Below are 21,889 nucleotides of genomic sequence, written 5' to 3'. Positions count from 1 at the left end.
GCGCTCAACATTTTCCTTGGGACGATCCGCCAAACCCCTGAAAATTTGGCCTGATCCAGCCTTTCATGATACCGGTATGGCAAATGCGCTCAAACAGAATGATCGGGCTGAGCATCGAACCTGCCCGGCGGCTTGCCTACACTTGAACTGAATCGATCGCGGGACGCAGCGTCCGGAGACATCATGGCGAGCCAGCCTCGCCACCGCGATCCGATGCACATAACAGGATCGAGCCATGGATAGCTTCTACACCGAAGAGCAGCGGATGATCCGCGACGCCGCTCGCGACTTCGCCACCGAGCGCCTCGCGCCGCACGCCGGCCAATGGGATCGCGAGGCCAGTTTGCCGGCGGAAGTCGTGACGCAAATGGGCGAACTGGGTTTTCTCGGCATGATCGTGCCGTCCGAGTGGGGCGGCTCCTACACCGACTATGTAGCTTATGCGCTCGCGATCGAAGAGATCGCCGCGGGCTGCGCCTCCTGCGCCACGCTGATGAGCGTGCACAACTCGGTCGGCTGCGGGCCGATCCTGAACTTCGGCACGGACACGCAAAAGGACCGCTATCTGAAGGATCTCGCCACCGGGCGCACCATCGGCGCGTTCTGCCTGACCGAGCCGCAGGCCGGTTCCGAGGCGAACAATCTGCGCACCCGCGCTGTGCTCAGCGAAGGCAAATGGGTGCTCAACGGCAGCAAGCAGTTCGTGACCAACGGCTCGCGCGCCGATATCGCGATCGTATTTGCCGTTACCGATCCTGATCGCGGCAAGCGCGGCCTGTCGGCCTTCATCGTGCCGACCGATACGCCGGGCTTCAACGTCGGCAAGCCTGAACACAAGCTCGGGATTCGCGCCTCCGACACCTGTCCCATCTCGTTCGACGATTGCGCGGTGCCCGAGGCCAATCTGCTCGGTGAACCGGGCGAAGGTCTGCGCATCGCGTTGTCCAATCTCGAGGGCGGCCGCATCGGCATCGCCGCGCAAGCGGTCGGCATCGCGCGCGCCGCGTTCGAAGCCGCGCGCCGCTACGCGAACGAACGCGTCCAGTTCGGCAAGGCGCTGAAAGACCACCAGACCATCGCCAACATGCTCGCCGATATGACAACCCGCCTGAACGCCGCGCGTCTGCTCGTACATCATGCGGCGCGGCTGCGCACGGCGGGCCTGCCGTGTTTGTCCGAGGCATCGCAAGCCAAGCTGTTCGCGTCGGAAATCGCTGAGGACGTCTGCTCGAAGGCCATCCAGATTCACGGCGGCTATGGCTATCTCGAGGACTACGCGGTGGAACGCCACTATCGCGACGCCCGCATCACGCAGATTTACGAAGGAACCAGTGAAGTGCAGCGCATGGTGATTGCGCGCCAGATCTGAACGCGAAGCAAACGGCGTTTGAGCGCAAAATAGGTTGTGAGCCGGGCAACACGTAGAAGCTAAAAGCAGAGCGCATAGCGCGCCACAAACATGGGACCAGGGTCGGTGCTTTGCATGGCACTAGAGTCAGCGTTGAAGCGCCAACTCTGATCGACAGCTAAAGCGCCAACTCCGGTCGACATTGGAGACGACGATGACTGTAGCGAAGGGCTTTCTCGAAGCGCGTGACCTGTTATTGCGCCATCGAACCGACTACGACCGCGCTTACCGCGAATTCGCGTGGCCGGCGCCAGGCGAGTTCAACTGGGCGCTCGACTACTTCGACGTGATCGCGCGAGGCAACGACAACCCGGCGCTGTGGATCGTCGACGATCTGGCCAGTGACGGCTTGCGGCTCTCGTACGCGCAGATGTCGGAGCGCTCGTCGCGCATGGCGAACTTCCTGCGCGGTCTCGGCGTGGGGCGCGGCGACCGCCTGCTGCTGATGCTGCCGAACCGCGTCGAATTGTGGGACGTGATGCTCGCGGCAATGAAGCTCGGCGCAATCGTGCTGCCGGCCACCACCCAGCTTTCCGCCGACGACGTACGCGACCGCGTGCAGATCGGCGGCGCGCAATTCGCGGTGGTCGATAGCGCGGAGTTGGCCAAGTTCGATGCGCTCGACGTGCCGCTCACACGCATCTCCGTGGGTACGCCACGCGACGGCTGGATCGATCTTGCCGCAGCCTATGATGCGCCGCCGCAATTCACGCCCGACGGCGTTACGCACTCCACCGATCCACTGTTGCTGTACTTCACGTCGGGCACCACGTCCAAGCCGAAACTGGTCGAGCATACGCACCAGAGCTATCCGGTCGGCCATCTATCGACCATGTACTGGATCGGCCTGCAGCCGAACGATATTCATTGGAATATCAGCTCGCCGGGCTGGGCCAAGCACGCGTGGAGTTGCTTCTACGCACCATGGAACGCGCAGGCCTGTGTGTTCGTTTATAACTTCCCGCGCTTCGTGCCGAAGGACACGCTCGATGTGCTGGTGCGTTTCAACGTCACCACGCTGTGCGCGCCGCCCACGGTCTGGCGCATGCTGGTGCAGGAGCATCTCACCGACTATCCGGTGAAATTGCGCGAGATCGTCGGCGCGGGCGAGCCCTTGAATCCGGAGATCATCGAGCGCGTCAAGCACGCGTGGGGCATCACGATTCGCGACGGTTTCGGCCAGACCGAAACCACCTGCCAGATCGGCAATCCGCCCGGGCAGCCGGTGGTGCCGGGGTCGATGGGCCGGCCGCTGCCGGGTTACCGGATCGAGCTCCTCGATGCCGACGATCAACCCGCTACCGAAGGCGAAATCTCGTTGCCGCTGGCCGAACGTCCGCTCGGTTTGATGACCGGCTATGCGAACAATGCCAACGCCACCGCGCAAGCCATGCGCAACGGCTTCTACCATACGTCCGACGTCGCGCTGCGCCGCGATGACGGCTATTACGTCTACGTCGGCCGCGCGGATGACGTCTTCAAATCGTCCGATTACCGGCTCAGTCCGTTCGAACTCGAAAGCGTGCTGATCGAGCACGAAGCGATCGGCGAAGCCGCCGTGGTGCCGAGTGCGGACGCATTGCGCCTGTCGGTGCCCAAAGCGTTCGTCACCGTGCGTCAGGGCTATGAAGCCGGTCCCGAACTCGCGCGTGCGGTCTTTGCGTTCTCGCGCGAAAAGCTTGCACCGTACAAGCGGATTCGCCGCCTGCAGTTCAGCGAATTGCCGAAAACTATCTCCGGCAAGATTCGCCGCGTCGAATTGCGGCGCCGCGAAATGGAGCGAGAAGCTGAGCCCGCGCGCCTGCCCGGCGAGTATTGGGAAGAAGACTTCCCGGATCTGCGTTGATTTTTAATCCCAGTCACTGTTTGGCCGCAGACAACCACGGATACGGCCACTGCCCAGGAGTTTCAGCATGAACGCAATCGCTTCGAATCAGGTCCCCACCGTCAAGCTGCTGATCAACGGTGAGTTCGTCGAGTCCAAAACCGCCGAATGGCGCGACATCGTCAACCCGGCTACGCAGGAGGTGCTTGCCCGCGTGCCGTTCGCCACCGCCGATGAAGTCAACGAAGCGATCCAGGCGGCACACGCTGCGTTCAAGACGTGGAAGGACACGCCGGTCGGTGCGCGCATGCGCATCATGCTGAAGTTCCAGGCCTTGATTCGCGAGCATTCGCCGCGCATCGCCAGGACCTTGAGCGCCGAGCAGGGCAAGACGATTCCCGATGCGGAAGGCGACATCTTCCGCGGGCTCGAGGTGGTGGAGCACGCCTGCTCGATCGGCAGCTTGCAGCAGGGCGAATTCGCCGAGAACGTCGCCGGTGGCGTGGATACCTACACGCTGCGTCAGCCGATCGGTGTATGCGCCGGCATCACGCCGTTCAATTTCCCCGCGATGATCCCGTTGTGGATGTTCCCGATGGCGATTGTCTGCGGCAATACGTTCGTGCTGAAGCCTTCCGAGCAGGACCCGCTGTCGACGATGCAACTGGTCGAACTGGCGCTTGAAGCCGGTGTGCCGAAGGGCGTGCTGAATGTCGTGCACGGCGGCAAGGAAGTCGTCGACGGGCTTTGCACGCACGATCTCGTCAAAGCGATTTCCTTCGTCGGCTCGACGGCGGTGGGCACGCATGTTTATCGCCTCGGCAGCGAACACGGCAAGCGCGTGCAATCGATGATGGGCGCAAAGAACCACGCCGTGGTGCTGCCCGATGCGAACCGCGAGCAGACCCTGAACGCGCTGGCCGGCGCCGGGTTTGGCGCGGCGGGACAACGTTGCATGGCGACTTCGGTGGTCGTGCTGGTCGGCGCGGCCCAGCAATGGCTGCCCGATCTGGTCGCGAAGGCGAAGACGCTGAAGGTCAACGCGGGTAGCGAGCCGGCTACGGACATTGGCCCGGTGGTCTCACGTGCCGCGAAGCAGCGCATTCTCGGTCTGATCGAACAGGGCGTGAAAGAGGGCGCAACGCTGGCGCTCGATGGCCGCGACGTGACGGTGCCGGGTTATGAGCAAGGCAACTTTATCGGCCCGACGGTCTTCACCAATGTCAGCACCGACATGGAAGTCTATCGTCAGGAAATCTTCGGCCCGGTGCTGGTGGTGCTGAATGCCGCGACGCTCGACGACGCCATCGCGCTCGTCAACCGCAATCCGTTCGGCAATGGCGTGGGTCTCTTCACGCAAAGCGGTGCGGCGGCGCGCAAGTTCCAGAGCGAAATCGATATCGGCCAGGTCGGCATCAACATTCCGATTCCCGTGCCGGTGCCGTTCTTCAGCTTTACCGGCTCGCGTGGCTCGAAACTCGGCGACCTCGGGCCGTACGGCAAGCAGGTCGTGCAGTTCTACACGCAGACCAAAACCGTCACCGCCCGCTGGTTCGATGACGACACCGTCAACGACGGCGTCAACACCACCATCAGCCTGCGCTGAACCCTCGGGTCTAATTGGTACGAGAGACGACACCATGAAAATAGGCTTTATCGGACTCGGCAACATGGGCGCGCCGATGGCGCTCAACCTGCTCAAGGCGGGGCACGCGGTCAACGTATTCGACCTCAACGCACAGGCGGTGCAGGCGCTGGTCGATGCCGGCGCCGCCGCGGCGGCTTCCCCGAAAGCGGCGGTGACCGGCGTCGAATGTGTGATCACGATGCTGCCCGCGGCCGCGCACGTGCGCAGCGTGCTGACCGCGGATGACGGCGTGCTCTCGGGAATCGCGAAAGGCGTGACGATCATCGATTCGAGCACGATCGACCCGGCCAGCGTGAAGGCGTTTGCCGAACTGGCGGCGCAACGCGGCAACACCTTCGTCGACGCGCCCGTCTCGGGCGGCACTGGCGGCGCGGCGGCAGGCACGCTGACCTTCATGGTCGGCGGCAGCGCGAGCGCGTATGAGCAGGTCAAACCGGTGTTGCTGGCGATGGGCAAGAACATCGTGCATTGCGGCGACACCGGCACGGGCCAGGTCGCGAAGATCTGCAACAACCTCGTGCTCGGCATCACGATGGCAGGCGTAGCCGAGGCGATGTCGCTGGGCGAGGCGCTCGGCATCGACACGAAAGTGCTGGGCGGCATCATCAATACCTCGACAGGCCGCTGCTGGAGTTCGGACACGTATAACCCGATGCCCGGCGTGATCGAAACCGCGCCGTCCACGCGCGGTTATACCGGCGGCTTCGGCACCGATCTGATGCTCAAGGATTTGGGCCTCGCCACCGACGCCGCCAAATTCGCGCGTCAACCGGTGTATCTCGGCGCGTTGGCTCAACAGCTTTATCAGACCATGAGCACGAAGGGCGCGGGACGCCTGGACTTCTCCGCGGTGATCAAGCTCTATCGCGACGACAGCAAAGACAGCAAAGACAGCAAAGACGGGAACGCGTGATGATCGAACTCGACTACGCTCATGACGGCGCCGTCGCGCGGCTGACGCTCAAGCGGCCGCCCGCGAACGCATTCACGCCGGACGGCCTGCTGATGTTGCAGCAGACTGTCGAGCGTCTGAATGGCGAAGCGCGTGTGCGTGCCATCGTGATCACCGGCGACGGCCCGAAGTTTTTCAGCGCGGGCGCCGACCTGAACACGTTCGCCGACGGCAATCGCGAGGTCGCGCGCACGGCGGCAACGCGCTTCGGCTCGGCGTTCGAGACCTTGCAGAACGCGCGGCCGGTGGTGATCGCGGCGATCAACGGTTATGCCATGGGCGGCGGCCTTGAATGCGCCTTGGCGTGTGATATCCGTATCGCCGAACAGCATGCCGTGATGGCGTTGCCCGAAACGGCGGTGGGTTTGCTGCCCTGTGGCTGCGGCACCCAAACCTTGCCTTGGCTGGTTGGTGAAGGCTGGGCCAAGCGGATGATCCTGACCGGTGAACGGGTCGATGCGGCGACCGCGTTGCGCATCGGGCTCGTCGAAGAAGTGGTGGAAAAGGGCGCCGCGCGCGAGGCCGCGTTGACCATGGCGGCGCGTGTCGCGACATTGAGTCCGCAAGCGGTCGGTTTCAGCAAGACGCTGATTCATCAGAGCCGCAACGGCGTGCCGCGCGCGGCGGCGCTCGCGGTGGAGCGGGAACGCTTTGTCGATCTGTTCGACGGCGCCGATCAGCGCGAAGGCGTCAATGCGTTTCTCGAGAAACGCGCGCCACGCTGGCAGGTGACGCAGACGGAGCAGACTGGGCAGGCAGGGAACGCCGGGCAGGAGAACCCTCGATGAGCGCCTTGCAGAGCATCGCAACCGATACGAGCGCCGAAGCGGAACGCGAGATTCTGTTTCGCGTGGTCAATCGCGTGGCGATCATCACGCTGAACCGGCCTGCCGCGCTCAATGCGCTATCGCATGCGATGGTGCGCGAACTTGCCGTGCTGGTCGAGCATTGCCGTACCGATGACGGCATCGTTGCCCTCGTGCTGAGAGGGGCGGGCGCCAAGGGTTTTTGCGCCGGTGGCGACGTGCGCGAGGTGCATCGGCTCGCGAAGAATGGCGACAGCCGGTGGCTCGCGTTTTTCGTCGACGAATACCGGCTCGACTACGCGCTGCACAGGTTTCCGAAGCCGGTGGTCGCCTTGCTCGACGGCATTTCGATGGGCGGCGGCATGGGGCTCGGTCAGGGGGCGCGGCTGCGCATCGTCACCGAGCGCAGCAAGATCGCGATGCCGGAGACGCGTATCGGCTTTCTGCCCGACGTCGGCGCGACGCGTTTCCTGAGCGTGATGCCGGCAGAGGTCGAACTATATGTCGGGCTTACCGGCGCGACCTTATCCGGCGCGGATGCGCTGCGCCTGCAACTGGCGGATCTGTGCGTGCCGGCCGAGTGGCTTGGGACGTTCGAAGAGCGCCTGCAGCGCATGTCGCACGCGGGCGACCTGTTGACTGCCTTGCGCGGGGTGTTCGAGCCGCCGTGCAACATCGTTCCGCACGCTGCGTTGGGGGCGTTTACCCCGTTGATGCTGAGGCATTTCGACCGGCGCTCGAGTGTCGAGCGGATCGTCGCGACGTTGCGCCAGGATCTGGAGCGCGAGCCGCCGCGTGAGGTGAGGCAGTGGCTGCAGTCTGCTTACGACGCCATGACCGGGCATTCGCCCACGATGCTGTATGTCGCGCGTGAGGCCTTGCTGCGCGGCCGGCAGATGACCCTGGCGGAGTGCTTCAGGATGGAGCTGGGCATCGTCAAGCGGGTCATCGAGGAGGGCGATTTCTGCGAAGGTGTGCGGGCCCATCTGATCGACAAGGATCGCAAGAGCCGGTGGGCGCCCGCGACGCTCGCGGAAGTGCGGCCGGAACGGGTGCGGCATTTCCTGGCGTCGCCCTGGAAGCGGGAAACCCATCCGCTGGCTGCTTTGGGGGCGGAAGAAGGTTAAGGCCCTGGCCTCCACGCAGCTTGCGTCTGCCGTGCCGCTTGACCTGGCGGCGGGCGCTTTTTGCCCCCTGACCCCTGCACCTGGTGCAAGTGCACCAGCGCGCCTGGTGCATTGACCATTGGCGCGGCGGCGCGATTTAAGCGATTCTGCGGTCTGGACAGGCTCTCGCGCGCTTCCCGCGTGCCGACAATAATGACCGCAACACCTTCTGCCGCACCCTCGCCACCAGTGCAAACCGACGGTTCAGACGGCGCCCAGCCGCCCGCCGACGACAAGGTGCTGCGCACGCAGACCGATCGGCGCCAGTTGCAGCAGATCATCACGGGCTTGACCGAGGGCGTGATTCTCGTCGAACCGGACCAGACCATCGTCTGGGCGAACCAGGCCGCGTTGCAGATACACGGCATCACCGAGGTCGCGCAACTGGGCGCGGACGTCACCGAATACCGCGAGCGCTTCCGGCTGCGTTACCGCAACAATCACCCGCTGCCCGAGGGCGGCTACCCGATCGAACGCGTGGTGGCGGGCGAGTGCTTCAGCGACGTGGTGGTCGAGGTTTTTCCCGCGCATGAAGACGACGTGAACTGGGTGCACCGCGTGCGCAGCCTCGTGCTGACCAACGCCCGCGGCGAACCCGACTGCCTTGCCCTGATCCTGCACGACGCGAGCGAATGGGCGAGCGCCGAAAAGCGGTTTGAGAAGACCTTCAACGCCAACCCCGCGCCGGCTGTCATCTGCCGCCTCAGCGATCAGCGCTACATCAAGGTCAATCAGGGCTTTCTGGAGATGACCGGTTACGTGCGGGAGAACGTCATCGGCCGCTCGGTGTACGAGCTCGATGTGTTCGAGGGCGCGGAGAAGCGCGAACTCGCCATCGAGCGGCTCAGCGAAGGCGCAACCATTCCGCAGATGGAGGCGCTGCTGCGCTTGCCCGAAGGCGGCAATAAGTTCGTGGTGGTGGCGGGACAACCGATCGACATCGGCGAAGAAGCGTGCATGTTGTTCACTTTCATGGATCTCGAGCCGCGCAAGCGCGCCGAGAGCGCGCTGCGGCAGAGCGAGGAGCGCTTCGCGAAGTCGTTCCGGATGACACCGGTCCCCACCGCGCTGTTTGTCGCCGACGACTACATGACGCTCGATATCAACGACGCCTTCACCGCGACCACCGGTTTTTCCTCCGAAGAACTGCTGGGCAAGCCGCTGGACCAGAGCGGGCTGTGGAACGGCGACGCGTATGCGCGGATCAGCGAGGCGTTGCGCGAGTCAGGCAGCCTGCGCAACGTCGAATTCCAGGTGAACAACCATGCGGGCGACCAGCTGAACTGTCTGGTGTCCGCCGAAGCGGTCAGCATCCACGGCAAGGATTGCGTGCTGATGACCTTGCTCGACATCACCGAGCGCAAGCGCTCCGAAATGGAACTGGTGACGGCGATCGAAACCGTCATGCAGGACGCCTCCTGGTTCAGCCAGACGTTGATCGAAAAGCTGGTCAACGTGCGGCGCGCGAACGCGCCCGACGCCGGCGGCCACCTCGCCGACCTGACCGCGCGTGAGCGGGATGTGTTCTCCTGCCTGTGCGCCGGTCTGGCGGACAAGGAAATCGCCAGAGAGCTCGGGCTCGCGCCGAACACGGTGCGCAACCATGTCGCCACGATTTACGCGAAGCTCGATGTACATAGCCGCAGCGAGGCGATCGTGTGGGCACAAAGCCGTGGCCACTTTGGTCTCGCGCCTGCCAAAGCGCCGCGCCGCAAGGGTTCGAAGACCGCTTAGGCACGTTTGCGCCACGCATTTCCCGCCGGCAACGCGGCCGGGAACGAACCGTGCTGCTGAGCTTCGTCTGGACGGGGGCCGTCATGAACCGGAGCAAGGCGAACCACGGATTCAGGCGCGTTGGCGTGCGGTTCAAATGCACCAGGCGATCCGGTGCATTCGCGCCTGTCGGCAGATGCCATGAACCTGGACAATGAAATCCTGCGTCGAGTACCCGTGTGCATGCGCTCAGGTTCTTCAGGCACGAAGCGCTCGACGTCTTTGGTGCACAACTCAATCTTTCAAGGAAATCGTCATGGACAAGAATCGTGTCGAAGGTGCGGCGAAACAGGTCAAAGGCTCCGTCAAGGAAGCGATCGGCAAGGTCACCGGCAACCGGACGACCCAGGCCGAAGGCGCGGCCGAAAAGCTCGCCGGTAAGGTGCAGTCGAAAGTCGGTGAAGCTGCGGATGCGGTCCGTGATCGCGTGAAGAAGTAACCAGGCGGCAACCGTAAAACGCCGGCCGCGGCGCACGCTTGCCCGCTCACTCTGTTCAAGGAGAACGATGATGAATTCAAATCAGATCGAAGGAACCGTGAAAGATGCGGCAGGCAAGGTGCAGGACGCGGTCGGTGGTTTGACCGGCGATCTCGGCCTGCAGGCTGAAGGCAAGGCCCGCCAGCTTGCCGGCAAGGCCCAGGCGAAGGTTGGCGATAGCGTCGATCAGGTTGCCGAGAGCGCCCGCAACAATCCGCTCGGTGCGTTGCTGATCGCGCTCGGTGTCGGATTTCTGCTGGGCAAGCTGATGTAGGTCGGTTCGCCGTCGCTTGTGACGCAGGGTTCATTGCGTGACAGGCACATGTTTTTCGCCCCGTGGGCGCCCTGGTTGTCCAATGTGGCCGGCGTCTTTCGGGCGCCGGTTCTCGCTGTCTTTCGAGGAAGGTTCATGCTGGGATTCGACGTCTGCACAGCCAGGAAAGTCTGGACTGCGTTTCTGATTGCGCTGTTGCTGTTCATGATCTATACCGCGTCGTCTACGGTGCTGGTAGTCGTGTTCGCGGTTTTCTTCAGCTATCTGATCTACCCGATGGTCGATTTCGTCGATCGCTTCCGGCCGCGCCGTGTGCCGAGGGTAGCGTCGATTGCGCTGGTGTTCGTGGTGGTGGTCGCGGTGATCGCGGTAGCGGGTTCGCTATTCGGTGTTCAGTTGCAGGACCAGGCCACGCATCTGTTCGCGCAATTGCCCGAATTGATGAAATCCGATGTGCCCAACCGTCTTCCGTTGCCGCATTTTCTCGAACCGTTGCGCGAGCGGATCGTGGATTTTGTGCGCGGCCAGATTGAGACCGGTTCCGATAAGGCTGTGCCGATGGCGCGTAGTGTCGGTCTTGGGGTGGTGCACGCGGCGAGCAATCTGATTTACCTCGTGCTGATTCCGATTCTGAGCTTTCTGCTGATCAAGGAAGGTCCGCAGATGCGCAAAGCGTTTCTTGATTTGCTCACCGATCGGCATCGGGTGTTGTGGGCCGAGATCGTCACGGATCTGAATGTGCTTTTGTCGAAGTATGTGCGGGCGTTGCTGTTTTTGTCGCTGGCGACGTTGATCTGTTATGGGGTGGTTTTTTCGCTGCTGGGTGTGCCGTATGCGTTTTTGCTCGCTGTCAGCGCGGGGCTGCTGGAGTTTGTGCCGTTTGCCGGGCCGCTAGCGGCGGTTGCTATTACGCTTGTGGTTGCTGTTTTTAGCGGTTATCCGCATCTGCTTTGGCTGGTGATTTTTATTGCCCTGTACAGGGTGTTTCAGGACTATGTGCTGAATCCTTATTTGATGAGTGAGGGGGTTGAGGTTAGTCCGTTTCTTGTGATTGTTGGGTTGCTGGCTGGGGATCAGCTTGGAGGGGTGGCGGGGATTTTTCTGGCTGTGCCGGTGATTGCCATGTTGAAGATTGTTGTTGGGAGAGCCAGGGGTTTTTATTCTTCTTCTTCCTCTTCATCTTCTTCTTCGAAGGGGGAGGCTGCGCGGCGAGGGTTGGTCGGGGAGGTTGATTAGCAGTTCTCTTTTGTGCTCTTGTGGTGTTGGCCTTTCCTTGTTTTCTTTGTGGTCTATTAGTGTTGCCCCTGTGCGGGGCGGCACTTACTTCTCTTTGCCGCCGCAAAGAGAAGTAAGCAAGAGAAAGCGGCTCACACCGCTAGCTCTTAAGCGGGTCCCCCGCGCAGCCACGGTAGTGGTGCATCTGGAATCTGTGTTCTCGCACATTCCGCCCTGGTGACAAGGCAGTCATTCTTCCGGCGGCGCTGCGCGCGCCGACGCGGTGCTGCTTCCTGGGCTTATTGGTCCATTTTTTGTTTGTTTGTTCGTTTGTTCGTTTGTTCGTTTTTTTTGTTTTTTGCTACGTCAGCTTTCTCCGACTGTGTTGCCTCCCAGTGCGCCCGTTGGTGGTAACGCGGTTTTCGCCCCGTGAACCCGTGATACCCAGAACACCCCAATCAATGCAACGGCGATCGCCGCCCATCCGACCGTTCCGTATCCCGCGATCTGGCCCGTCGGGGAACTGCTCAGCATCAAGCCGCCAATCCATGCGCCGCAGCCTGTGCCCACCGCTTGCAGCGCGCTGTTGGCGCTCAGAAACGCGCCCCGGCGCGTTGGCTCGGGTACGGTTGTTAGCAGCGCCTGCATCGGTATCATGCGTGCGGACATCAGTACCATGAAAAATGGGAAAAACATCACCAGGGCGTAGAACGGTAGTTCCGGCAGGTGCGTCACGAACAGGACGGGCAGGAACGAAAGCACCGCCGCTATCCGGAATACGCGGCGTGTGCCGAATCGGTCAGCAAGCTTGCCCACCCGGCGCGATGTGAAGAAAGTTGCCGCGCCACCGGCCATGTACAGCCACGATAACTGCTCCGGCGCCACGCCGTGATTGGCGACCAGGACCGGTGAGATAAACGGAATCACCAGCATGTGCGCGATCATCATCATGAACGTCAGCGCAAACGCATTCATATGCCGCGGGTTGCTCAACAGTCGCCACAAGTCAGGCAGCACCTCGCCCAACGCCGGCTGGCGGCGGCTCAGGTGCTCTGCAAGCGAAGGCACCAGTTGCCAGCCGGCAACCCACACGAGCAGCGATAGCACCACCAGCAAATAGAACGGCGCGGCCCAGTTGAAGTGCGCACCCAGCATCACGCCGGCCGGGACGCCGGCAATCGCGGCCAATGAAAATGCCGTCATGATCGTGCCGGTCGCAGCCCCTCGGCGTTGCACCGGAATCACGTCGCCGACGATCGCCATGATCACCGAGCCCAACACGCCACCCGTAATGCCCGCAAATGCGCGCGCGGCGAGTAGCAGGGGGAAGCTGGTCGCCAACGCGCACGCAAGGTTCGACAGGGCGAACAGCGCGTAGACAGTCAACAACAAACGGCGCCGGTCGAAGCGGTCGATATAGGTCGCCGCGAACAAGCCCGACAGCCCCGAACACCACGAATACGCGGATACGGCCGTCGCAAACGCAGCCGGCGTGATGCTGAAGGAGTGCATGATCTGCGGGCCGAGCGGCATCATCACCATGAAGTCCATGATGATGGTGAACTGCGTGAGCGCAAGCAGCCACAGTAATCGGCGCTCGTGCCTGGTGCTAATTGAATACATCGGTCAATTCCTTGTTTTTTGGTTCAGAGCATGCCGCCTGTCGTGGCTCTCGCCTCGTGCAGCGCTCATCGGGCCGAGGCGGTGTGCGCATCCCACGCGGCCCGCGCTTCTCGCGCGATTCCGTCTCGCGCGACCCACGCCGTTCATACCGTTTACTCGGCTCACACGATTCGACCGACGTATGCAGTTCGCTGCGCGCACGCCGTGAACGGTCAATCGTCGAGCGATTCGTGCACCGCTTCGGCACCTTGTTTCCAGTAGCTGGCTGCGCGAATGCGCGACTTGTCGACTCCGCGCTCCGTGCACAGGTGGTAGCGCACCGCCCGCATCGTCGCGGATTCGCCGGCGGCCCATACGTAGCCCTCGCCGTCGTCCGGCAAGTAGATTTCACGTACGGCCTGCAGCAAGGCCTCGCCGCGATAGGCCGATTCGCTGCGATGGCGCCAGACCATGTGCAACTCGGCCTGCGTCGCGAATTCGATCTGTGCCGACGGATCGGCCACTTCGATTACCGCAGCGACGCGTGTGCCGGCCGGCAGTTCTTCAAGGCGGCGGGCAATCGCCGGCAACGCGGTGTCGTCGCCGATCAGCAGATGCCAGTCGAAGCCGGTCGGAATCACCAGCGAGCCGCGCGGGCCGCCAATACCGAGGTACTGGCCCGCCTGGGCTTGCGCCGCCCACGTTGCAGCCGGGCCGGCCTCGTGCATGGCGAATTCGATGTCCAGTTCGCGCGCCTCAGGGTCGAAGCGGCGCGGTGTGAAATCGCGGGCGATCGGCCGCGGCTGCCCGGCGGGAAACACGGGGCCGTCAGGACCGGCTTGCGGCAACACAGGTTTGTCGGCGCCGGGTTCGGGGAAGAACACTTTGATGTGATCGTCGAATGAAGCGGAGACGAAGTCGTGCAGATCCTCGCCGGTAAAGGTGACGCGAATCAGATGCGGATTCAGTGCGTGTACTTTTTTGACCTGCAACAGACGGAACTTCAGCGGATGCCGCACGCGATGGACTGCCAGATCGGCCCGGTTGTCATTTGTCAGCATAAGGGTGTCATTCCTTTGGGTTGAATTGGCGCGCGAAGGTTTGCATGGGCGGCTTCGCGCGCAAGTGCCGGTCGCGCGATCTCAAACGGTTGGTTCGTCGCTCGCTGCGTCGCTGCCGGGATTGTCTTTGCCTTCGATTTCATTGACCGCGCGCATCAGGATGGCGGCGATGCGGCGTTGCTCATCGGCCGGCACGTTGTCCCGGCGCAGCAGGGCATGCTTGAGCGCACGGCGCGCCTGGCTCAGTTCCGGCAACCAGCCGCCTTCGCTGATGTCGGCCGGTTCTTCGCCGGCAAACGCGCGGCGCACGGAGTCCATCTTGCGGGCGATATGCGTCAGTTTGGCAAGCATCAGTTCGACGCGGTCGCGATTGGCATTCAGGTATTCGCGACCCGCTTCCGACAGTTCGTAACGCTTGCGGTTGCCTTCGAGTTGCACGGTCACGTAGCCGAGTTCTTCCAGATACGTGAGCGCCGGGTAGACCATCCCCGGGCTCGGGCTATAGAAGCCGTTCGAGCGCGTTTCGAGCGCTTTGATCAGTTCGTAGCCATGGCTCGGCTGGGCGTCGATCATGGAGAGCAGCAGCAATTGCAGGTCTTCGGAGCTGAATTTGCGGCCACGCGGAAAACCGTCGCCGTCGCCGCCGAAACCGCCCGGGCCGCCACCGAAGCCGCCGGGACCACCGCCGAAGCGGCCACCACGGCCGCCGCCGCGATGCTCATGATCACGGCTCATCGCGTGCCACAGCGCGTGAAGCGAGAAGCGGCCGTAGCCGAAGCGGCCAAAGTGGTAGCCGTCGTGGCCGCCGCGGCCTTCGCCGCGCTCGTCGTGGTGGCCATGACGGCCATGGCCACGTTCGCCGCCGTGAAACTCGTGCCGGCCGCCGCGGCCACGCTCTTCGCCACGAAACTCGTGCCAGTCGCCGCGGCCGCCGTGACGGCGTTCGAAACCTTCGTCGTCGCGCGGCTCGCTGCCGCGCTCATAGTGACCGGCGAATGCATGCCAAAGCTCATGTAGGGACGGGCGGTCGTGCCCGGCGAAGAAACCGTCGTCCGCGCTACGCGAACGGGAGAAACGATGGTGATGACGCATCTTGGGTACTCCCACTTGTGTCTTAAGATGCATCGTAAGATATATATCTAAAGATAGTTTGTCAAACTTATTTTTGGCACGACGGACACATCCGCGCTGGTCTGTCGCTAAATGTCAGTTCGCTAGCCGGGGCATGCAGCATGCGAGCGAGGAGGGGCAGGAAGCCTCGCGGCAAGGGGCTGTTGGAGAGTTAGCGCAAGCGCGCGGATGACGAGAAGGTCGGCGGGATCGGCCTGATTGAGACGCGGATGGGCTTGCCCCGTCGAGCGTCATGCAATGGTGCGCGTCCGCGCGTTCGTTTGCGGCGGAGCTATCTTTGGAAAAGCGGGGAACGTGGATTCGATAAGGCGAGAATGACGATTCTGACTAGCTGCAGCCACCGGCCATGGAATATCCGCTACGGCGGTTTGTTTTAAGTTGCATTCCTCTCACCGGAGCAGCCGCCTGAGATGCGGTAAAAAGCGGCTGCGTCAGTAAAAGTCAGGGGCGAAAATACTCAGAATCGCGTTCGAATGCCTGCGCCAAAGGTGCTGCCAGTCGACAGATTGGAGACGTGGTCGTACATATAGCCGGCATATATGTCAGTGCGCTTTGAGAGCGGATAGTCATAGCTAAGCGTAGCCGTCTGGCGCGTTTGGTTCAGGATGCTGTTGTCGCGCGAATACGCGTATGAAGCCAATACCCTGCCGACATCGACCGGTATCGCCACGCCGCCCTGGAGCATATTGACGTGAAAACTGCCGGTGAGCAGTTTGTTGCCGGTATATGTGTATTCACCCAATAGTTTCACGACGCGCATGTCGTACGACACGCCGAGTTGCGCCGCCGTCTGGCTTTGAAATCCTTTCAGCAGATTGCCGAGGTCGCCCGGCGTGGAGCTGAAATTCAGGTATTGATAGGTTGCCCCGATTGCGAGCGAGCCTCGCGTGAACGTTGTCTGTGCCGAGAATTTTTTGGAGCTGTCGTCGTTTGCCTGATTGCCGGGCGCATACATGAGTTGAGCGCTCAAACCACTGAAGCCGGGTGTCGCATATTGAATCGCATTACTCCACGACGTTCCGCCGGGAATACCTTGATTCGTAGGGTAGCCCGGATAGGTGCCTAAACCGGAATACAGCTGATTGATGGTCGGTGAAAAAGTGAACGAGGCATAGAACGGGTTGAACTGTGCTGACTGCAAATAGAGCAGGCTGCTTTGCCGCCCCAACGTCAACGTGCCGTAAGGGGAGGCGATACCCACATAGGCATTGCGAGAAAAGAATGAGTCGCCATTGAACGAGCCGTACTGACCATTTTGCGGACGAAGGAAACCCTCCAATACGAAAACGGTTTTGTAACCGCCGCCCAGGTTTTCCTGGCCACCCAATCCCCAGAATGAGGTCGACAAACCGCCTCCGCCCAATTCTGCGGCGCCTGAATTTCCGGGGATCCGCTGGTAACCGGCCCACGCATCGACGATGCCGTATAACTGCACGCTCGATTGCGCATATATATGGGCGCTTATCACCATGGGAGCGATACTCGCAGTAATTCGGCAGATTCTTTTCAGCATGGCAATGCAAGCAGATTCCATAAGCATATTGTTGCCCCTTTCACTTTTTTAATGATGAGTGGACGCCGACGTCACGATGGACGTCTCGAAGTTGGGTGTTCATTGCGGGCGTGCCGACGCGTGGGCAGCGTCGTTTCCGACGCGACACGCGAAGCTCTGACGGTTGATGTCGATCCGGTCGCCGGCAGCCGCCGGCGTTAGCAGGCGCTAATTCGGCCGGTGTTCCAGCGAGCGCCGGTGGTACGACGCCACTGAAACCTTGATTTTCCTGAACAGGAAGAAATAGAGCTTGACGTATTGCCCCACCAGAATGGCGTTCATGAAGGTGCCTTCGCGGATGAATTTAGGCCCGCCAAGAAAGGCGAGACCGATCGTGGCACTGACGACTAAAAGCGTGCAGTCAAAACTCGTCTTGATGTCCCCCCATTTCCATCCGGTGCGTTTGAAAATCGTATTGACGAACATGTCGATTGGCATCAGCACGAGATCCGCCCGAATCATCAGAAACAGGCCGAATGCGAGCGCCGCATCGGCGAAAACCAACAAGGAGAGTTTCAGAAAATAGTCCTGAATAACGATTGACCGGGTCAGCATCAGGTTCAGATCCAGGCATGAGGCCAGCACGAATGCCGGAATCAAGGCGGCGAAGTTCTTCAGTTTGAAATCCTTGCGCAAGACCAGGTAAGTCAGGAACAGCATGAACAACTCAAGAATGAAGTTGTATGTCCCCTGGCTCAGACGCGGGTACACGAGGGTCATCGTCCGGGTCAGGCTGCTTTGCGGTGAAATGCCTATGCCGGCCCGGATGGCCAGACTGATACCGATGGTCAATATGTAAATACCCACGACGTATGTGATCCAGCGCCGTTTCAGGCTGCCGGTATCAATGACTTCCGCTTCCCTTGCATAGTGCGCCATGACTGTCCCTTGATTGTCGTCCTGCTTTTGTGCGGTACTGATCGCCTTTTTGCTCATGAGGCGCCGCGCTATTGTGGGGATTTTTCAGCGGCGTACCAGACTAATGCGCCGGCTCCGTCCGCAGCTTCCTGACCGGCGGGCATTCAGGCAGCCCGCCGGCCGTCTCCTCCTATCGGCCTGGCATCAGGCCATGAAACCGAAACGATCCAGCGAGATGAACAGCGTCAAAAGTTTGTTCACAACTGGCTCGCCCTCATTGCGGTTGCCCATTGCCTCCAACGCGGCGTCGATGGCGCGGGTTGCGGTGAGCAGTTCCGAAAGGCTCATGTTGGCCATCACGCCATAGATGTCCAGCGGCAGCACCGCTTTTACCTCCCGGTTTTCTGTCACGATGCAGCCGCCTACGTAGGTGTCGACCTGCTGAAGGCAGTGGCACATTTCCGCGCTGTCGTGTCCGACCGCGACGAAGTAGGCTTTGGGCGCCGGCCAGAACGTCGCCACGGCGCCACGATCGATGGACACGCCTTTGAACAGACCGTTGACCACGTGGCGTTTGCCGTTGGCATAGCGCTGTACGACCGAAATGCGGTTGAGCCTGACACCGTCCACCTCAGGGACGACTTTTCCGTCCTGCAACGGCACCCACACTTCCTGAAAGAACTTCTCGTGGCCGCGGCCATAGACGTCGAACAGGTACACCTTCGCCTGCTTGCCATCCGCCGAGACTTCCAGCGGGACGAGGTCCAGTTGCTCCGGCGTCAGATTGCCGAGACCGGGAACCGGCTTTTTCACCATGCCGGAATAGTCGACATCGGCTTGCTTCAACAGCGTGCGGTCTTTCGCGACCAGTTCGCCATCCTTGAACACAAAGCGCGGGTTGATCTTCGACAGGCTGTCGGTCAGCACGATATCGGCGAACCGGCCTGGCGTCAGCGAACCGAACTTGTTGTCCATCCGGAATGCGCGCGCCGTGTAGAGGGTCGCCATCTTGATGGCCTGGATCGGGTCGATGCCCATCTCGGCGCACAGCGAAACGACCCAGTCCATATGGCCCCGGGTCAGCAGGCGGTCGACCGAGATATTGTCCGCGCACAGCTGGAAGTTCTCGGCAGGCCACTTACGCTTGACCAGCGCGCGCAGCATGATTTTGATGACCTCGCTGCTGCCGACCCCGAATTTGATTTGCGTCTGAAGGCCGTAGCGGACGCTTTTTTCGATGTCGTCCTCCTTCCAGACATCATGGTTGGCGAAGGCGCCGATTGCGGGCATGTAGTTCAGCATCATGTCCGACAGCGCGGTCACGCCCCAGTGCGTGTTCATGAAACCGCCCTTGGCCCGCCCCAACGCCGATTTGCGGAAATCGTCGTCGTTGCCCACGCTGTAGGTCAGATGCGCGAGTTCGCCCAGGCCGATTACCGGATCCATCTTCAGCAGCGCGTCGGTGACCTCCACGGACGTTTTCTTGCCTGGGGCAAACGCGTACACCCGATAGGGCAGGCGCTCATGGTCCTTGAACAGTTGCTCGGTCGCCTGAACCGCTTCCGTGCCCGCCGCGCTGACGAAATCGAGGCATTCGGAAAAAATCGTGGTGGTGCCGCAGGGAACGATGGCCTCGGCAAACGCGGCCGGGTGGGCCAGTTGAGCATCGAAGTGGATGTGAGCGTCGATCAGCCCTGGAATGGCATAAAGACCTTCACCGTCGAAAACCTGACGCACCTTGATAGCTGCTTCGTCGGGATTCAACGCGACGATGCGCTTATCGTAAATGAGAATGGACCCTTGATAGACGGTTTCGCTGTGGACGTCGAGGATATTCAGATTCTTCAGCAGGAGATCGGCTTCCTTTTTCCCGTTGAGCACATCGAAGATCGCTCTCACGTGGTTGTACTGGGTAGTCACCTGGTCACGGTGTCCGGATGCTGTGACGTTTCTCTCGCTGACTTCTTGATACATGGCTTGTCTCTCTTTCATCAATTAGTTTGAGCCTGCTTTTTGCCGCGCCGCAACGAGATGCAAAAACGATATGTGCGGAACAGCCAGTCGAGAGCGTGTTTAATCGGCCCTTTTCAGATCCAATCGCCAACGAACGCGACTGGCGTAATGAAAACCGAAATGACCGATTCTAAAAAGAAGCGTTTTCTGCGCGGAGCGTGCGCTTTTCGAGTACGCTGTGCGGCCAGGGAGGCGCACGAGCATGCTGCATTCAAGATTGCTGCGTTACATCGACGAGGTTGCACGTTGCGGTTCCATCCGGGCTGCCGGAGAGAAGTTGCACGTCGCCCCGTCTGCCATCAACAAGCATGTGCTGCTCCTCGAAGAGGAGATCGGCGAGCCGCTGTTCGAGCGCCTGCCGCGCGGGCTGCGACCTACGCCGGCAGGCGAAATCCTGCTCGCCCATGTGCGCAAAACCATGCTGGAATACCGCCAGGTCGAAGCCGAGATACGCGATCTCAAGACGCTGCAGAAGGGCGAGGTGATCATTGCCACCGTGACCGGCCTTGCCAGCGGAATCGCCTCCACTGCGGCGGCGAATTTTTCCGCGCAGCACCCTCATATCAAGATTTCGATCCGCGTCATGTTCGTGCGCGAAATCCTGAATGCGCTGGTCAGCGGCGAAGCGGATCTGGGTCTGGGCTTCAACCTGGCGCCGTCGCCACAACTCGAAAGCCTCTGGGAGATGGATACGAGCCTCGGTGCGGTGATCTCACCGAAGCATGCGCTGGCGCGCATGGAGTCCATACCGCTTGCTTACTGCACGTCTTATCCGCTCATCTTTGCCGACCGCTCCATGCTGATTCACGGCATCGTCGCCGATACCTTCGCGGAAGCGGGACTCAGCGTCGAACCGGCCTTTCGAACGAATTCGATCGAAACGATGAAGCGCCTCGCAGCGGCGAGCGAGAGCATTGCTTTTCTTAGCAAGTTCGATATTGCGGAGGAGTATCGCCAGGAGGTCCTCACTTACCGGCAGATTCGTGATCGCGCTTTCAGCAAGAACGTCCTTTCTCTCGTTCGCCGCGAAAAGCACGGACACGGTCTTGCGAGCCTGCTGCTCGCGGACGAAATCATGGCCGTCCTGGGAGCGATGAGCGGTTGAGCGTGGGGCGTTCTAGTGCCTGCTTTCGGATCGGAATCTGCCGTATCTCCAGCACGCTGGGGTGACACGAATAGCGATCCGGACTTCTCGCGGGCGCATCGTGAACGGATCAGACGGGCTGAGTAAAATGGCGTCCTTGTCGCACAGAGGACTCACATGTTCACACCAGAATTTGTAAGCGAAGAGCTGGGCGAGTTTGTGCTGGTAGCCAACCACAGCTTGGAATCGGCGGAGGCCGTTCATCTAAGCATCGAGTACAACCGTGCACGCATCGTGCACGGTCGGCCGCACCTGCCTTTGGAGTCCTGGAAATGCCGACTCGTCTATGACGTCCGTGGGCAATCGGTGAGCGAAGTGACGATTGATCAAGTCAGAGCAGAACTCCGCGACGTAGCCACGGTGGAGTTCAAGCGCTGATGGGCATTCAAGTCGTGGTTGTGGCCAGGAGCCTGGCAGAAGTAGCTGAAAAATTGCGCAGCGCGGCTCCATTCGCCGAGATCTTTCCATTGCAGGGAGGCGTTTTCGGAATATCCATCCCATTCAAAGTCGTCGGCGATCTTGGTGAGCAAGTCGTGCTCGGGTATATCTCAGCCTTTGAACATTTCGACCTATGGGCTGGCGAGTGGAAGCCACCGAAGTAGACGCTGCGCCTCGTCCTCGACGAACAGCAATAACTTTTAGGCATCAGGCCCGACTGCATAGGACCAAGGATCGTGAATGGCCGCCTCCGACTGCCGAAAGGGGGATTCACTTTCTTCAGATTGGACGGCGGAGAAGGGGCGAACTGGGTCCTTCAGCATCGGGCCGGGTTCGGCCACAAAGTGATGCTCGACGGGGCTGCCCACATCGTCGACAATTGATGTTCATTGCGCTGATGATATCGTGCCCATGCTGAGAAGAAGAGCATTCACCTTCCTGTGCATCGCTTTGTTTGCGGGCAACGCAGCCGCTTCGGAGCAGTCACAGAGGCCACCAGGACCAGTAATGATGGTCCATTTCGATTACTACCCCAAGGACCTGCC

General features: G+C 61.2%; 20 protein-coding genes. 14 read left to right on the top strand and 6 right to left on the bottom strand.

Annotated features, from left to right (window positions below; translation table 11 throughout):
* Positions 1–235 precede the first annotated feature (235 nt).
* The 10 genes from BCY88_RS15465 to BCY88_RS15420 all read left to right on the top strand — a co-directional run bounded on the left by BCY88_RS15465 (position 236) and on the right by BCY88_RS15420 (position 11,566).
* Positions 236–1,369: an acyl-CoA dehydrogenase family protein gene (locus tag BCY88_RS15465; protein WP_120345126.1), complete on the top strand. Its 1,134-nt coding sequence runs from the start codon at positions 236–238 to the stop codon at positions 1,367–1,369.
* A 193-nt stretch (positions 1,370–1,562) separates the two neighbouring features.
* Positions 1,563–3,254, top strand: coding sequence for an AMP-binding protein (locus BCY88_RS15460; protein ID WP_120345125.1), 1,692 nt, complete (start codon positions 1,563–1,565; stop codon positions 3,252–3,254).
* A gap of 67 nt (positions 3,255–3,321) precedes the next feature.
* Positions 3,322–4,839, top strand: coding sequence for a CoA-acylating methylmalonate-semialdehyde dehydrogenase (locus tag BCY88_RS15455; RefSeq protein ID WP_120345124.1), 1,518 nt, complete (start codon positions 3,322–3,324; stop codon positions 4,837–4,839).
* Positions 4,840–4,873: 34 nt separating this feature from the next.
* Positions 4,874–5,794 carry a 3-hydroxyisobutyrate dehydrogenase gene (mmsB, locus tag BCY88_RS15450; RefSeq protein WP_120345123.1) on the top strand — a complete coding sequence of 307 codons (921 nt, stop codon included), beginning with the start codon at positions 4,874–4,876 and terminating at the stop codon, positions 5,792–5,794.
* A complete protein-coding gene (locus BCY88_RS15445) occupies positions 5,794–6,621 on the top strand; it encodes an enoyl-CoA hydratase (RefSeq protein ID WP_120345122.1) in 828 nt (275 codons plus the stop codon). Before mmsB ends, BCY88_RS15445 begins: the two co-directional genes overlap by 1 nt.
* A complete protein-coding gene (locus BCY88_RS15440; protein WP_120345121.1) occupies positions 6,618–7,766 on the top strand; it encodes an enoyl-CoA hydratase/isomerase family protein in 1,149 nt (382 codons plus the stop codon). Before BCY88_RS15445 ends, BCY88_RS15440 begins: the two co-directional genes overlap by 4 nt.
* 192 nt (positions 7,767–7,958) lie before the next feature.
* Positions 7,959–9,539 carry a helix-turn-helix transcriptional regulator gene (locus BCY88_RS15435; RefSeq protein WP_120345120.1) on the top strand — a complete coding sequence of 527 codons (1,581 nt, stop codon included), beginning with the start codon at positions 7,959–7,961 and terminating at the stop codon, positions 9,537–9,539.
* A gap of 295 nt (positions 9,540–9,834) precedes the next feature.
* Complete coding sequence (locus BCY88_RS15430; RefSeq protein ID WP_028194685.1) at positions 9,835–10,017, top strand: CsbD family protein; 183 nt, start codon at positions 9,835–9,837, stop codon at positions 10,015–10,017.
* 67 nt (positions 10,018–10,084) lie between these two features.
* Entirely contained in the window at positions 10,085–10,330 is a 246-nt protein-coding gene (locus BCY88_RS15425) for a CsbD family protein (RefSeq protein ID WP_259461413.1), read from the top strand.
* A gap of 135 nt (positions 10,331–10,465) precedes the next feature.
* Positions 10,466–11,566 (top strand): AI-2E family transporter, encoded by a 1,101-nt coding sequence (locus BCY88_RS15420; RefSeq protein ID WP_120345118.1) that lies wholly within the window; start codon positions 10,466–10,468, stop codon positions 11,564–11,566.
* Between the two features lie 345 nt (positions 11,567–11,911).
* Here BCY88_RS15420 and BCY88_RS15415 read toward each other — a convergent pair whose 3' ends face one another.
* The 6 genes from BCY88_RS15415 to BCY88_RS15385 form a co-directional block, all read right to left on the bottom strand.
* Positions 11,912–13,168, bottom strand: coding sequence for an MFS transporter (locus tag BCY88_RS15415; RefSeq protein WP_120345117.1), 1,257 nt, complete (start codon positions 13,166–13,168; stop codon positions 11,912–11,914).
* Between the two features lie 212 nt (positions 13,169–13,380).
* Complete coding sequence (locus BCY88_RS15410; RefSeq protein WP_120345116.1) at positions 13,381–14,208, bottom strand: siderophore-interacting protein; 828 nt, start codon at positions 14,206–14,208, stop codon at positions 13,381–13,383.
* 81 nt (positions 14,209–14,289) lie between these two features.
* Positions 14,290–15,300, bottom strand: coding sequence for a PadR family transcriptional regulator (locus BCY88_RS40350; RefSeq protein ID WP_259461412.1), 1,011 nt, complete (start codon positions 15,298–15,300; stop codon positions 14,290–14,292).
* A 496-nt stretch (positions 15,301–15,796) separates the two neighbouring features.
* Complete coding sequence (locus BCY88_RS15395; protein WP_120345113.1) at positions 15,797–16,873, bottom strand: porin; 1,077 nt, start codon at positions 16,871–16,873, stop codon at positions 15,797–15,799.
* A gap of 186 nt (positions 16,874–17,059) precedes the next feature.
* Positions 17,060–17,827 (bottom strand): YczE/YyaS/YitT family protein, encoded by a 768-nt coding sequence (locus BCY88_RS15390; protein ID WP_259461411.1) that lies wholly within the window; start codon positions 17,825–17,827, stop codon positions 17,060–17,062.
* A gap of 126 nt (positions 17,828–17,953) precedes the next feature.
* Complete coding sequence (locus BCY88_RS15385) at positions 17,954–19,147, bottom strand: adenine deaminase C-terminal domain-containing protein (RefSeq protein WP_259461410.1); 1,194 nt, start codon at positions 19,145–19,147, stop codon at positions 17,954–17,956.
* Between the two features lie 12 nt (positions 19,148–19,159).
* Here BCY88_RS15385 and BCY88_RS40345 point away from each other — a divergent pair, with 12 nt between their 5' ends.
* The 4 genes from BCY88_RS40345 to BCY88_RS15370 all read left to right on the top strand — a co-directional run bounded on the left by BCY88_RS40345 (position 19,160) and on the right by BCY88_RS15370 (position 21,508).
* The gene (locus BCY88_RS40345; RefSeq protein WP_259461409.1) at positions 19,160–19,753 is read left to right on the top strand and encodes a hypothetical protein; all 594 of its coding nucleotides are present in this window, start codon (positions 19,160–19,162) and stop codon (positions 19,751–19,753) included.
* Between the two features lie 211 nt (positions 19,754–19,964).
* Positions 19,965–20,867 (top strand): LysR family transcriptional regulator, encoded by a 903-nt coding sequence (locus BCY88_RS15380; RefSeq protein ID WP_120345111.1) that lies wholly within the window; start codon positions 19,965–19,967, stop codon positions 20,865–20,867.
* A 156-nt stretch (positions 20,868–21,023) separates the two neighbouring features.
* Entirely contained in the window at positions 21,024–21,284 is a 261-nt protein-coding gene (locus BCY88_RS15375; protein WP_120345110.1) for a hypothetical protein, read from the top strand.
* Positions 21,284–21,508 carry a hypothetical protein gene (locus BCY88_RS15370; protein WP_120345109.1) on the top strand — a complete coding sequence of 75 codons (225 nt, stop codon included), beginning with the start codon at positions 21,284–21,286 and terminating at the stop codon, positions 21,506–21,508. The genes BCY88_RS15375 and BCY88_RS15370 overlap by 1 nt, the downstream gene beginning before the upstream one ends.
* Positions 21,509–21,889: the final 381 nt, after the last annotated feature.

It is taken from the genome of Paraburkholderia fungorum (assembly GCF_003610895.1).
Classification (GTDB): Bacteria; Pseudomonadota; Gammaproteobacteria; order Burkholderiales; family Burkholderiaceae; genus Paraburkholderia; species Paraburkholderia fungorum_B.
The sequence above is the reverse complement of the archived record's forward strand: the minus strand, read 5'-3'. Positions and strand labels throughout refer to the sequence as shown.

Bases quoted from the DNA above. Each gene is read 5' to 3' on its own strand.
- BCY88_RS15465 (WP_120345126.1), top strand. From the start codon at position 236: ATGGATAGCTTCTACACCGAAGAGCAGCGGATGATCCGCGACGCCGCT.
- BCY88_RS15460 (WP_120345125.1), top strand. From the start codon at position 1,563: ATGACTGTAGCGAAGGGCTTTCTCGAAGCGCGTGACCTGTTATTGCGC.
- BCY88_RS15455 (WP_120345124.1), top strand. From the start codon at position 3,322: ATGAACGCAATCGCTTCGAATCAGGTCCCCACCGTCAAGCTGCTGATC.
- mmsB (WP_120345123.1), top strand. From the start codon at position 4,874: ATGAAAATAGGCTTTATCGGACTCGGCAACATGGGCGCGCCGATGGCG.
- BCY88_RS15445 (WP_120345122.1), top strand. From the start codon at position 5,794: ATGATCGAACTCGACTACGCTCATGACGGCGCCGTCGCGCGGCTGACG.
- BCY88_RS15440 (WP_120345121.1), top strand. From the start codon at position 6,618: ATGAGCGCCTTGCAGAGCATCGCAACCGATACGAGCGCCGAAGCGGAA.
- BCY88_RS15435 (WP_120345120.1), top strand. From the start codon at position 7,959: ATGACCGCAACACCTTCTGCCGCACCCTCGCCACCAGTGCAAACCGAC.
- BCY88_RS15430 (WP_028194685.1), top strand. From the start codon at position 9,835: ATGGACAAGAATCGTGTCGAAGGTGCGGCGAAACAGGTCAAAGGCTCC.
- BCY88_RS15425 (WP_259461413.1), top strand. From the start codon at position 10,085: ATGATGAATTCAAATCAGATCGAAGGAACCGTGAAAGATGCGGCAGGC.
- BCY88_RS15420 (WP_120345118.1), top strand. From the start codon at position 10,466: ATGCTGGGATTCGACGTCTGCACAGCCAGGAAAGTCTGGACTGCGTTT.
- BCY88_RS15415 (WP_120345117.1), bottom strand. From the start codon at position 13,168: ATGTATTCAATTAGCACCAGGCACGAGCGCCGATTACTGTGGCTGCTT.
- BCY88_RS15410 (WP_120345116.1), bottom strand. From the start codon at position 14,208: ATGCTGACAAATGACAACCGGGCCGATCTGGCAGTCCATCGCGTGCGG.
- BCY88_RS40350 (WP_259461412.1), bottom strand. From the start codon at position 15,300: ATGCGTCATCACCATCGTTTCTCCCGTTCGCGTAGCGCGGACGACGGT.
- BCY88_RS15395 (WP_120345113.1), bottom strand. From the start codon at position 16,873: ATGGAATCTGCTTGCATTGCCATGCTGAAAAGAATCTGCCGAATTACT.
- BCY88_RS15390 (WP_259461411.1), bottom strand. From the start codon at position 17,827: ATGAGCAAAAAGGCGATCAGTACCGCACAAAAGCAGGACGACAATCAA.
- BCY88_RS40345 (WP_259461409.1), top strand. From the start codon at position 19,160: ATGCGCGAGTTCGCCCAGGCCGATTACCGGATCCATCTTCAGCAGCGC.
- BCY88_RS15380 (WP_120345111.1), top strand. From the start codon at position 19,965: ATGCTGCATTCAAGATTGCTGCGTTACATCGACGAGGTTGCACGTTGC.
- BCY88_RS15375 (WP_120345110.1), top strand. From the start codon at position 21,024: ATGTTCACACCAGAATTTGTAAGCGAAGAGCTGGGCGAGTTTGTGCTG.
- BCY88_RS15370 (WP_120345109.1), top strand. From the start codon at position 21,284: ATGGGCATTCAAGTCGTGGTTGTGGCCAGGAGCCTGGCAGAAGTAGCT.